General features: G+C 75.3%; 9 protein-coding genes and 1 pseudogene. 7 read left to right on the forward strand and 3 right to left on the reverse strand.

Features of this window, described 5'->3' with window-relative positions; translation table 11 throughout:
* A pseudogene (locus ABZV78_RS29630) lies at positions 1-718 on the forward strand (MFS transporter); the annotation flags it as partial.
* A 530-nt stretch (positions 719-1,248) separates the two neighbouring features.
* On the opposite strand, the gene ABZV78_RS29635 reads toward ABZV78_RS29630, so the two are convergent.
* Together ABZV78_RS29635 and ABZV78_RS29640 are read right to left on the reverse strand one after the other, a co-directional pair.
* The gene (locus ABZV78_RS29635) at positions 1,249-1,884 is read right to left on the reverse strand and encodes a DJ-1/PfpI family protein (protein WP_355643866.1); all 636 of its coding nucleotides are present in this window, start codon (positions 1,882-1,884) and stop codon (positions 1,249-1,251) included.
* Positions 1,885-1,913: 29 nt separating this feature from the next.
* Positions 1,914-5,153 carry a heavy metal translocating P-type ATPase gene (locus ABZV78_RS29640; RefSeq protein WP_355643868.1) on the reverse strand — a complete coding sequence of 1,080 codons (3,240 nt, stop codon included), beginning with the start codon at positions 5,151-5,153 and terminating at the stop codon, positions 1,914-1,916.
* 218 nt (positions 5,154-5,371) lie between these two features.
* On the opposite strand from ABZV78_RS29640, the gene ABZV78_RS29645 reads away from it, so the two are divergent.
* From ABZV78_RS29645 to ABZV78_RS29655, 3 genes are all read left to right on the forward strand, one after another.
* Positions 5,372-5,569: a heavy-metal-associated domain-containing protein gene (locus ABZV78_RS29645; RefSeq protein ID WP_355643870.1), complete on the forward strand. Its 198-nt coding sequence runs from the start codon at positions 5,372-5,374 to the stop codon at positions 5,567-5,569.
* A gap of 23 nt (positions 5,570-5,592) precedes the next feature.
* Positions 5,593-6,663 (forward strand): NAD(P)-binding domain-containing protein, encoded by a 1,071-nt coding sequence (locus ABZV78_RS29650; protein WP_355643872.1) that lies wholly within the window; start codon positions 5,593-5,595, stop codon positions 6,661-6,663.
* 129 nt (positions 6,664-6,792) lie between these two features.
* Positions 6,793-9,792, forward strand: a complete 3,000-nt coding sequence (locus ABZV78_RS29655) for a BTAD domain-containing putative transcriptional regulator (RefSeq protein ID WP_355643874.1) — start codon at positions 6,793-6,795, stop codon at positions 9,790-9,792.
* Here ABZV78_RS29655 and ABZV78_RS29660 read toward each other — a convergent pair.
* Positions 9,789-10,040, reverse strand: a complete 252-nt coding sequence (locus ABZV78_RS29660) for a heavy-metal-associated domain-containing protein (RefSeq protein WP_355643876.1) — start codon at positions 10,038-10,040, stop codon at positions 9,789-9,791. The two genes, ABZV78_RS29655 and ABZV78_RS29660, sit on opposite strands and share 4 nt — an antisense overlap.
* Before the next feature lie 138 nt (positions 10,041-10,178).
* On the opposite strand from ABZV78_RS29660, the gene ABZV78_RS29665 reads away from it, so the two are divergent.
* From ABZV78_RS29665 to ABZV78_RS29675, 3 genes are all read left to right on the forward strand, one after another.
* Positions 10,179-10,310: a hypothetical protein gene (locus ABZV78_RS29665; protein WP_355643878.1), complete on the forward strand. Its 132-nt coding sequence runs from the start codon at positions 10,179-10,181 to the stop codon at positions 10,308-10,310.
* 33 nt (positions 10,311-10,343) lie between these two features.
* Complete coding sequence (locus ABZV78_RS29670) at positions 10,344-11,120, forward strand: ABC transporter ATP-binding protein (protein WP_355643880.1); 777 nt, start codon at positions 10,344-10,346, stop codon at positions 11,118-11,120.
* A 1-nt stretch (position 11,121) separates the two neighbouring features.
* Positions 11,122-12,293 (forward strand): ABC transporter permease (locus tag ABZV78_RS29675; RefSeq protein WP_355643882.1); only part of this gene is annotated, 1,172 nt, incomplete at its 3' end.

Genomic DNA, 12,293 nt, shown 5'->3' on the forward strand with positions numbered 1-12,293 from the left:
TCTGGCCCTGATCATCGGCAACGCCACCAGCTTCGTGGCATGCGCCGCCATCATCACCCGACTGCCATCACTGCCGCCCATTCCAGCGCCCCACATGACCGGGCGCTGGATCGCCCTGAGAGACAAGCCCTACCTGGCAGTCACCGTGCTCGACGCCATCATGGGAATTCACGGCCAGGTGCTGGTCTTCGCGTTGCCGGTGTGGATCATCTCGCAGACCCACGCGCCGCGCTGGTTCGTCGGGGCGGCCGTGTTGGTCAACACCGCCCTCGTCGCGGCGCTCCAGGTCAGAGCGAGCCGGGGCATCGACACCAGTCCAGCGGCAGGCCGAGCCTTGCGCCGCTCCGGGTTGGCGTTCCTGATCGGGATGGCCCTGATCGCCGCCACATCGACGATGCCCGGATGGCTCGCCATCACGGTGATGACGCTGGGAGTCGCCGCGCACACCGTCGGCGAACTGTGGCACGCGGCGGGCTCGCTCGAGCTGCAATTCCGACTTGCGCCTCCGCACGCGCAGGGGCAATACACGGGAATCTCCGGGCTCGGCACGGGCCTGGCCAACGTCGCCGCCCCTTCCATCCTGGGCCTGCTCTGCATCGCCTGGGGCGTCCCCGGCTGGCTACTGATGGGCGGCATCTTCGTCGCGGTCGGGCTCGCCGCCCCGACGGTCGTCCGGTGGGGCGAGCGGACACGTCCGGCCTCAGCGGAGGCCGTCTAGAGTCCAGCAACCGGCAGCCGGATCTGAACCGGCCGGAGATTGACGAGCCGAGCGCGGCGGCCAGGCAACACAGCGGGAGCTGCTGCGGCGCCGCCAGATTCGGGCGACCTGGATGCCGCTGGGCGGACATCAGCACCACGATCGCCCGGCGCAGCTTCACCGGGTCCATCGCGGTCCGAGTGATCCGCTGCAACCGCTGACCTTCGGCCATCGACACCTGCCGGACGAACACTTTCCGGGCGTCTACTACCCACCAGCCACCACCTCCCACGAGTGAGAGGAGACAGCCTGCCGGACAAGCCCTCAGAGCCGACGGATTGCACGATCAACGTTCAAAGACGAGGCACTAGCCGCCGAACAACGCTAGGTTGTCGCCGCGCTGCGCGCTGCTTCGGGAAGTGGTCGGGCCAAGCGGGATGCGGCTACTCGATGGTTGTACCCCGGCTACCTCCTCGGCGGAGCCGACGGCGGGCCGCGGCCACGGATCGGCTGCCCGGGTGGGCATGTCCACGCCCACCCGGGCAGGCCGCTCAGCCCAGCACCCGATGCGGGTTCGCGCGCAGCGCGGCGACCAGCGGCTCCGGCGCGGTGCGCGGGGATCCAGCCGGGTACGGCGGCCGGGGGTCGTACTCGATGCCGAGCTGGATCGCCTGGGCGACGGCGTCCCCGGCGATCCGGCCGGCCAGCGTCAGGGCCATGTCGACGCCGGCCGACACCCCGGCGGCCGTGACGTACTTGCCGTCCACGACCACCCGATCCTCGGTCGGCTCGGCACCGAGCGCGGGCAGCTGGTCCAGGGCCAGCCAGTGCGAGGTGGCCCGCCGGCCGTCCAGCAGCCCGGCGGCGGCGAGCAGCAGCGAGCCGGTGCAGACCGAGGTGGTCCAGGTGGTGGTGGCATCAACGGCGCGCAGCCATTCGAGCAGCCGGGCGTCGGTCATCCGGGCGATCTGCCCAGGCCCGCCCGGGACCACCAGCACATCCGGGCGGGTCACCTCGTCCAGCGCGGCGGTGGCCGTGAGGGCGAGGGTGCCGACGTCGGTGGTGACCGGGCCGGGCCGGTCGGCGACGAAGACGGTACGGGCGCCGGGGAGCCGACCGAGCACCTCGTACGGGCCGACAGCGTCGAGGGCGGTGAACCGGTCGAAGAGGAGGACGGCGATCTCCATGGTGTGTTCCTTTCCAGGGTGTCGGTGGGTCAGTGGGCGTCGACGGTGAACGGCACGGTGATCACGTGGCCGTCGGCGAGCCGGAACTGGCCCCAGAGCCGGTAGCGGCCCGGGCGGGGGAAGTCGACGTGCAGGTCCAGGTCCGGCCCGTAGGTCTGACCCGGCAGGGCGAAGACCGGCCGGCCGTCGGCGTCCTCGGTCTCGGCGTGCTCGTGGGCGAAGCTGTCGCCCGCCGCCGACATGACGACCACGTGCCCGGCGACGGCCAGGTAGGGCCGCAGCCCGGTCAGCGGCCGGCCGGTGGCCGCGTCGGCGAAGCGGTAGGTGAAGTGGCTGCCGCCGACCTTCGCGGTCCCGTCCAGGGTGACCCGCACGCCGTCGACGGCCTGCTGCCGCCCGGACGCCACCGGCCGCTGGTGGATGACCTCCGTGGGATCGCCGACCACAATGTCGTGCCGCTGCAGCACGTCGGTCAGCTCGCCCTTGCGCCGGAATTCGGTGTGCACGATGTACCGGCCGGGGGTGGGGAAGGTGAGCGTCACGTCGAACTCGCCGGGCCGGCCTGCCGGCTGCGGGTGGACGTGGGCGAAGCTGGCCAGGTCGTCGCGCACGGCGATCAGGTGCATCCACGCCTCGTGGCTGCGTCCCACGTCCCGGACCGGCCGGCCGCTGTCCGCGTCGGTGATGCGGATCCGCACCGTGGCGGGTTGGCCGGGCACCACCGCGGCGGGCATGCCCACCTCGACCCGGACCCCGGCGTCCGCCGCGGGCACCGGTTCGGTCTCGGCGGTCATCATGGTGCTCATCGCCGGTCGCATCGGCATGCCGGTGTTCTGCGTCCAGGCCAGCACCCCGTTCATTCCCCGGGCGGCGGTGTCGGTGCGGCTGAGCGCGGTGAAGCCGGCGCCCACGGCGAGCGCGAGCGCGGCGACTCCGGTCAGGTACGCCCACTCGCCGAGCCGGGCGCCCAGGCGGGGCCGCAGCGCGGCCGCCGTCTCGGGGCGGCGGAAGCGGCGCAGCCGCAGCGCGTTGGTGACCACGCTGACCGAGCTCATCGCCATCGCGGCGGCGGCGAGCGACGGGTCGAGCAGGATGCCCCAGGTCGGGTGGAGCACCCCGGCAGCCACCGGGATGAGCAGGGCGTTGTAGCCGAAGGCCCAGCCCAGGCCCTGCTTGATGGTGGTGACCGTACGCCGGGACAGCGCGATCGCCGAGACGATGCCGCGCAGGTCCCCGCCGACCAGGGTGATGTCGGAGGCGGCGATCGCCACGTCGGTGCCGGTGCCGATGGCGATGCCCAGGTCTGCGCGGGCCAGCGCCGGAGCGTCGTTGATGCCGTCGCCGACCATCGCCACCACCGCGCCCCGCTTCTGCAGGGCGGCGACGCGGGCGGCCTTCTCCTCGGGCCGGACGTCGGCGATCACGTGGTCGATGCCGACCTCGCGGGCGACCACCTCGGCGGTGACCGGGTTGTCGCCGGTCAGCATCCACACTTCCAGGCCCAGCGCCTGCAACTGCGCCACGGCCTCGACGGACTCGGGCCGCAGGGTGTCGGCGACCCCGGTGACGCCGGCGAGCCGGCCGTCGAGGGCGATGTATACGGGGGTGCCACCGGCGGCGGCGACGGCGGTGACCTGGCTCGACAGGGCGGTCACGTCGACGCCGTGGCGACCCATGAGGGCGGCGTTGCCGATGAGCACGCTGCGGCCCTTGACCCGCGCCTCGACGCCGTGCCCGGGCACCGCCGCGAAGGAGTCCGCCGCCGGTACGGCGAGGTCGCGGGCGCGGGCGTGCCGGACGATCGCCTCGCCGAGCGGGTGCTCCGAGCCGGTCTCGGCCGCCGCGGCGTAGGCCAGCAGCTGGTCGGCGTCGACACCGTCGACGGTGTGCACCACGGTGACGTCGGGACGGCCGCGGGTCAGCGTGCCGGTCTTGTCCAGCACCACGGTGGTGATCCGCCGGGCCTGTTCCAGCGCCTCGCCTCCGGAGATGAGGATGCCCAGCTCGGCGGCCTTGCCGGTGCCGACCATGATCGCGGTCGGGGTGGCCAGGCCGAGCGCGCAGGGGCAGGCGATGATGAGCACCGCGATGGCGGTGCCGATGCCGAGGGTCAGCCGCCCGTCAGCGGGTCCGGCGATCGCCCAGACGGCGAAGGTGAGCAGCGCCAGCCCGAGCACCGCCGGCACGAACCAGGCGGAGACGGTATCGACCAGCCGCTGCATCGGCGCCTTGCCGCCCTGTGCCTCGCGGACGAGGCGGACGATCTGGGCGAGGGTGGTGTCCTGGCCCACCGCGGTGGCCCGGAACACCAGGGCGCCGGTCCGGTTGACGGTCGAGCCGATGACCGGGTCCCCGGCGGTCTTCGACACCGGCATGCTCTCGCCGGTCAGCATGCTCTCGTCGACGGTGGAGGTGCCCTCGGTGACGGTGCCGTCCACCGGCATCTTCTCGCCGGGTCGGACGCGGACGAGGTCGCCCACGACGACCGAGTCGACCGGCACCTCGATCTCGACGCCGTCGCGCAGCACCCTGGCGGTCCGCGGGCGCAGCCCGAGGAGTGCCCCGATCGCGGCGCCGGTCTGACGGCGCGCCCGGGCCTCCATCCAGCGCCCGGTCAGCACCAGCGCGATGACCACGACGGAGATCTCGAAGTAGACGTGCAGCGGCAGGCCGAGCCGTTCGGCGGCCGCCGGCCAGAGCGTGACGAAGGCGCTGTAGGCGTACGCGACCGTGGTGCCCAGGGCCACCAGGGTGTGCATGTTGACGCCGCCGTGCCGGGCCGCGGCCCACGCCGCCCGGTAGAAGGGCCGGCCCGCGCCGAACTGCACCACGGTCGCGACGACCAGCAGCACCGGCATCAGCCAGTCCATCGCGTCGATGGACAGCGGCAGGTACATCAGCACCATCATGGACAGCCCGGTGGCCAGCGTGAGCTGCCAGGTCCGCTTGAGCCGGATGATCTCCCGCTCCTCCGCGCGGGCCCGCTCGGCGTCGTCGTCCGCGCTCTCGGCGGCCGGGGTGTCCGGCCGGCGGGTCTCGTCGGCCTGGACCGTGGCCGTGTAACCGGCCCGCTCCACCGCGGCGACCAGCGCCGGCGTGGTCACCCGGGCCGGGTCGTAGACCACGGACGCCGTCTCGGTCGCCAGGTTGACCTCAGCCCCGGCCACACCTTCGACCCGGCTCACCGCCCGCTCCACCCGCCGGACGCAGGACGCGCAGGTCATCCCGCCGATGTTCAGCGTGCCGGAGACGACCGTTGGTGTCGTCATCGCACTGCTCCTCTCGTACCGGGCGTCGCAGGCGCCCTCGCTGGTCCGGCGGCCCTCGCCGGCCGGTGACGCCACGCTCCCGGCCGCCGCTGTCCGCCCGCTGTCCGCGACCCGTCGGCCCGTCCCGGCGTACGCGACAGGGCGCGGACAGCACTGCCCGGCACGGTTCGAACCGCCGGGCCGCCACGAGGGCGGCCCGCCGAACGAAGGAGTGAACCGTGAACCAGCTCGTGCTCTCCGTTCCGAACATCAGCTGCGGCCGCTGCGTCGAGGCGATCCGGGAGGAGGTTGGCCTGGTCGCCGGGGTCCGCGCCGTGGCGGTGGACCTCGCGGCCCGTACGGTCCGGGTCGACGGCGACGCCGACCGCGCCGCGGTGGTGGCCGCCATCGGCGAAGCCGGCCACCAGGTCGCCTGACCGGTAAGAGTGGAGACGGACCGATGGACCTGGACACCGTGATCGTCGGGGGCGGTCAGGCCGGGCTGGCGCTCGGCCACCACCTGCGCCGCGCCGGCGTGCCCTTCGCGATCCTCGACGCGCACGCCCGGGTCGGCGACGCCTGGCGGCACCGGTGGGACTCGCTGACCCTGTTCACCCCGCGCCGGTTCTCTGCCCTGCCGGGCCTGCCCTTCTCCGGCGACCCGGACGGGCACCCTGGCAAGGACGAGGTCGCCGACTACCTCGCCCGGTACGCCGCGCACTTCGACCTACCGGTCCGGCTCGGCTGCCGGGTCACCTCGGTCCGCCCCGGCACGGCGGGCGGCTTCACGGTCGACACGTCGACCGGGACCCTGCGCGCCCAGCGGGTGGTGGTCGCCGCCGGGGCGTTCCACACGCCCCGGGTCCCCGACGTGGCCCGGAAGCTCGCTCCGCGGGTCGCGCAACTGCACAGCAGCCGGTACCGCCGGCCCGGCCAACTGCCGGGGCACGACGTGCTGGTGGTCGGCGGCGGGAATACCGGGGTGCAGATCGCCGCCGAGCTCGCCGACGACGGCCGCCGGGTGATGCTTGCCGCGCCGACCCTCGGTCCGGTCCTGCCGCAGCGCTGGCTGGGCCGGGACATCTTCTGGTGGTTTTCCCGGTTGGGCACCATGCGGCTGAGCGCGGAGAGCCGGCTGGGCCGCCGGATCGCCGCCCAGAACCCGGTCATCGGCACCGATGTCGCCGGGCTGCTGCGCCGGGTGGACCGGGTCGGTCGGGTGGTCGACGCCGAGGGGGACAACCTCCGGTTCGCCGACGGCGGGCAGCGGCGGGTGGACGCGGTGATCTGGGCCACCGGCTTCCGCCCGCACTACCCCTGGCTGGAGGTGCCGGTGCTGGACCCGTCCGGCGCGCCCGTCCAGCGGGAAGGCGTGACGGACTGGCCGGGGCTGTACTTCCTCGGCCTGCCCTGGCAACGTGCCCGGGGCTCGGCGGTGCTCGGCTGGGTCGGCCGGGACGCCGAGGTGCTGGCCGCCCGCCTGGCCGAGGAGCGGTGGCCGGTGCCGGCCCGACCGGTGGTCCCGGCCTGATCGGGGCAGCTCACCGCCGCTCGGATGATCGTTTCGAGGACCGTCGGGACGTATCATGGGGCCCGCCCGGGCAGCCGCCCGGCGACCGGAGCGGGCCCCGGGGTGTCCGCCGCGGCGGACGGGAGTGCGATGAGTCGGGAAAGCGAGCCCACGGTGAGCTTCGGGGTGCTCGGCACCGTCGAGCTTCAGGTGGCCGGCTTTCCCGCCACGCCGCTCGCCCCGGCGGTCCGCGCGCTGCTGGCCCGGCTGGTCCTGGCCGCGGGCCGGGTGGTCTCCGCGGACGCGCTGACCGACGCGCTGTGGGGCGAGCAGCCCCCGGCCGACGCCACGAACGCGCTGCAGCTGCGGGTGTCCAAGCTGCGCCGCGCCCTGGTGGCCGCCGGGGCGGGAGGCGACCTGCTGGTCACCCGCGCCCCCGGCTACCAGCTCACCGTCGCCGCGGACGCGGTGGACGCGTACCGGTTCGAACGGCTGCTGGAGACGGCGCGCGGCGCGACCACCGGCGACGGGCCGGCGGCGGCGCTGGCCCGGTTCGACGAGGCGCTGCGGCTGTGGCGGGGACCGGCGCTGGCCGATGTCGGGGACGCCGAGTGGGCCCTCGCGGAGGCGGCTCGCCTGGAAGAGCTGCGGCTCGGCGCGGTGGAGGACCGGCTTGAACTGCTGCTGGAGGCCGGCCGGCAGGCCGAGGCGGTGGCCGACCTGGAACGCCTGGTCGCCATCCACCCGCTGCGCGAGCGGCTGCACCGGCTGCTGATGCTGGCGCTCTACCGGGGCGGGCGGCAGGCGGACGCGATCACCGCGTACCACGCGCTGCGGCACCGCCTCGCCGACGAGCTGGGCATCGACCCGGCACCCGAACTCCAGGCGCTCGCCGAGGCGATCCTGCGCCAGCAGGTGCCCGCCCCGGCGCCGGCCGCCGTGGCCGATCCGGCCGAGCCGCCCGCCGCGACGCCGGGCCGAACGGGGGCGGCGCCGATCCCCGTCCCCCGGGCGCCGCAACGCGACGAGGTGCCCCGCCGGCTCGCCTCGGTCATCGGCCGCCAGGACGACGTGCACCGGGTGCTCGACCGGGTGCGCGAGGCGCGGGTCGTGACACTGACCGGGCCGGGCGGCGTCGGCAAGACCACCCTCGCCCTGGAGGTGGCACGCCACGCCGACGACGCCCTCGCCGACCGGGTGCACCTGGTCCGCCTGGCCGCCATGCCGACCGGGACGGACCTGCCCGAGGCGGTCGCCGGTCAGCTCGGCGTGGCCGCCGGCGGGCCGGGACCGGCCGCGACCGCCGCGCTGGTGGCCTGGCTCGGCGCCGACCGCGTCCTGCTCGTGGTCGACAATTGCGAGCACGTCATCGACGAGGCCGCGGAACTGGTCGAGCAGCTCGTCGCGGCCTGCCCGGCGGTGACCGTGCTGACCACCAGCCGGGAGGCGTTGGCCGTACCCGGCGAGACCCAGCTGGCGGTGGCGCCGCTCGGCGTACCCGACGGGCCGGCTGGTCTCGCGCAACTGGGCGACAGCCCGGCGGTGGCCCTGTTCGTCGATCGCGCGCGGGCGGTGCGCCCCGGGTTCGTCCTCGACGAGTCGACGGCGCCGGTGGTGGCGGACATCTGCCGGCAGCTCGACGGCATGCCGCTGGCCATCGAGCTGGCCGCCGCGCGGGTGAAGGCGCTGCCGCCCGGGGAGATCGCGGCCCGGCTGCACGACCGGTTCGCGCTGCTCACCGCAGGCGCGCGGACCAGCGAGGCCCGGCACCGCACGCTGCGGGCCACCCTCGACTGGAGCCACGACCTGCTCTCCGAGGCCGAGCGGCGGCTGCTGCGCCGGCTGGCGGTGTTCCGCGGCGGCTGGGACCTGGCCGCCGCAGAGCAGGTCTGCGCCTTCGGCGGCCTGGCCGCCGACGAGGTCCTCGACCTGCTCTTCCGCCTGGTCGACCGGTCCCTCGTGGTGCCGGACCCGACAACGGGACGGTTCCGGCTGCTGGTCACCATCCGGGAGTACGCCGCCGCCCGGCTCGCCGAGGCGGGCGAGACGGAGGCGGCCCGCGACCGGCACCTCACCCACTTCACCGAGTTGGCCGAGCGGTACGGACCGCACGCACGCTCCGACGCCGACGCCTGGGCGCGGCTGACCGAGGAGCACGACAACTTCCGCGCCGCGATCGACCGCTGCCTGGACCGGCGCGACGGGGTCGACGCCGGCCTGCGGCTGGCGGACGCCCTCTTCCTGTTCTGGAACTACGGCCCGCGGTACGAGGGGATCCGGGCCCTGACCGCGCTGCTCGCCGCCGGCGACCCCGGGCCCGCCGCACGGGCCGCCGCCCTGCAGCGCATCGGCCTGCTCGGCGTCTACTACCCCACCGCGCACACGCGGGCCGCGGCCCGGGAGAGCGTGGTGGCGTTCGAGCGCCTGGGCGACCCGGTCAACACCGCGACATCGCGGCTGGTCGTCGCGTGGGAGGGCCAGTACGACGGCGACCCGGACCGGTACCGGGCGATGGTCGACCAGGCGATCCGCGAGCGGGGCGACACCGACGACCCCTGGTGGCACGGGACCGTCCACTACGTCGAAGCGCTGTTGGATCTGCGGACCGGGGCCTTCGAGCGGTCCGCCGAGCAGTGGGCCCGCAGCCTCGAGTGGACGCGGAAGGCGGGCGACCTGCTGCTTCCTGCCGGGATCCTGGCGCACCTCGGCATCGCGCTGCGCGAGGCCGGCCGGCCCGACGAGGCGATCGCCACGCTCGAGGAAGCGGCGGCCGAGGCGCGGCGCAACCCCTCCCCCCACGCGACGGCGTTCACCCTCGTGCAGCTCGCGCACACCCGGCTGGACCGGGGCGAGGTCGACGGGGTGGCGGCGATGCTCGCCGAGGCGGACGACACCGCCCGCCGCAGCGGCAACCCGCGCTGCCAGGCCTGGGCCGCCTGGGGCCGGGCCCGGATCGGGTACGCGGCGGGCGACGAGGTCGGCGCGGTGGACGAGTGCCGACGCGCCCTGGACCTGCTCCAGGAGCGGGAGTTCCCGTGGGCGCGGCGCCGGCTCTGGTCGCTGGCGGCCGACGCGGCGACGGCCGCGGGGCGACCGCAGGAAGCTGACGCGGCCCGGCGAGCCGCCGCGGACCTGAAGGCTGGCCGCTAACCGGAGCAGTCCGGGCCGTCCGGGCAGACCGTCAGGCCAGCCCGGCGCAGCGCGGCCGGATCCACCTCCCCGCCCACCCGTAGCGTGCCGGCGTCCACGTCGAACTCCAGCGACACCACCCCGGGCAGGTCGCTCACCCGGCCGCTGACCGCGCGGACGCACCGCCGGCACATCCCGGGCGGCACCGTCACCGTCAGCACCCGTGTCGCGCGCGCAGCGGGTGCCGTCGGGTCGTTCCGTTCCACCATGCCGCCAGCCTGGCTGAGGCCGCTGGCGGCCGGCTGTCCATCCGCTGTCCGCCGCCGCGCTGTCGACAGCCAGCGTCCGGACAGCGCGACGGGCGACTCTCCTCAGGTCACCGATCCGCACCTGACCGAGGAGTTGCCATGAACCACCTGCTCACCGCCGAGCTGTTCCAGCTGGAGCGCGCCGAGCTGGTCCGCCAACTGCGCCGGGACCGGCACGCCGCCACCGTTCGCGCGACCCGCACCCCGCTGCGCCGCCGAACCGCCCGCTGAGCCACCCGCCCCCACCCAGCCAGGAGATCCCCGATGACCACGAGCACCGCCCCCGCACCCACCACCACCATCGCCGTGCAGGCCCGCGGCGTCGTCCGCACCTACGGCCGCGGCGACGCCGCCGTCCGCGCCCTGGACGGCGCCACCGTGTCCATCCCGGCCGGCCGGTTCACCGCGATCATGGGCCCGTCCGGCTCCGGCAAGTCGACGCTCATGCACGCGCTGGCCGGCCTCGACACCGTCGACGCCGGGCAGATCCTGCTCGGCGGGACGGACCTCGGCCACCTGACCGAGCGGCACCGCACCCTGCTGCGCCGGGACCGGATCGGCTTCGTGTTCCAGGCCTTCAACCTGGTGCCGACCCTGACCGCTCGGGAGAACATCGTCCTGCCGCTCACCCTCGCCGGCCGCCGGCCCGACCCCGAACGCCTGGCCCACCTGGTCGCCACCCTCGGCCTGGCCGACCGGTTACGGCACCGGCCCGGGGAACTCTCCGGTGGCCAGCAGCAGCGGGTCGCGGTGGCCCGCGCGCTGGTCACCAGCCCGGAAATCGTGTTCGCCGACGAGCCGACCGGGAACCTCGACTCGCAGGCGGCCGAGGCGTTGCTCGGCTTCCTGCGGCGGGCCGTCGACGAGCTCGGGCAGACCATCGTGATGGTCACCCACGACCCGCACGCCGCCGCGTACGCCGACCGGGTGGTGTTCCTCGCCGACGGCCGGATCGACGGCGAACTCGACGCGCCGACCGTGCCGGCCATCCTGTCTCACATGGCGCGCCTGGCCGCGCCCGCGGCCACTGGGGGGAACTGACATGTGGCGGCTGACCCTGCGTACCACCCTCGCCCGGCGGACCCGGCTGGCGCTGACCCTGCTCGCGGTCGTCCTCGGCGTCACCTTCGCCACCGGCGGCCTGATCCTCACCGACACGTCCGGCCGGCTGCTGGACGACCAGTTCCGCACCGCCACCGCCGGCGTCGACCTGACCGTGCGGGACGCGGTCGCCTTCGACTCCGCGATGGGCGTCGAGGTCGCCCGGGACCCGCTGCCGGCGGGCCTGGCGGAGCGGATCGGCGCCGTGCCCGGCGTGGCCGCCGCCCGGCCGCTGGTCCGCGGCCAGGGCCTGCTGGAGGTTGACGGCACGGCGGTCGTGCCGAGCGGGCCGTCCGTGCTGTCCTCCTGGGTGCCGGCCCCGGTCGGCGCGTTCAGCGTCCGCAGCGGCCGACCGCCGGCCGCCGACGACGAGGTGGTGATCGACGAGGACACCGCCCGCGGTCACCGCATCGGGCTCGGCGACACCGTGACGGTCCGGGCGATCGACACCGCCCGGTTGCGGGTGGTCGGCCTGGCTGGGTTCGGTGCCCGGGGCGGCCTGCCGAACAGCACGGTCGCCCTGGTCACCCTCCCCTCGGCGCAGCGGCTGCTCCGGCTCGGCACCGCCGTCTCCGAAGTGGCGGTGGTCGCCGCGCCCGGCGTCGCCCCGGAGGAACTGCGGGACCGGATCAGCGCCGCCGTCGGCGCCGGCTACGAGGTCACCCCGAGCCGTGACATCGCCGCGGCCGGGGCGGCGGCCGCCCGGGACCAGCTCGGGTGGCTGCAACTGGTGCTGCTCGCCCTGGCCGCGGCGGCCCTGCTGGTGGGCGCGTTCCTGATCGCCAACACCTTCTCCATCGTCATCACCCAGCGCACCCGGGAACTCGCCCTGCTGCGGGCCGCGGGGGCGACCGGCGGGCAGGTGTTGCGCTCCGTCCTCGGCGAGGCGCTGCTGGTCGGGCTCGCCGCCTCGACCGTCGGCCTCGGCCTCGGTATCGCCGCCGCCAGCGGCATCCGGGACCTGGCCGGGGCGTTCGGCGTACCGCTGCCGGAGGGCGGGCTGGTGCTGACCGCCCGTACCGTGCTGGTGGCGTTCGCCGTGGGCGTCCTCGTCACGGTCGGCTCGGCGGTCGGCCCGGCCCGGCGGGCCGCCGCGGTGGCGCCGGTGGCGGC

The sequence above is a fragment of the Micromonospora sp. NPDC004540 genome, assembly GCF_040610095.1.
Classification (GTDB): domain Bacteria; phylum Actinomycetota; class Actinomycetes; order Mycobacteriales; family Micromonosporaceae; genus Micromonospora.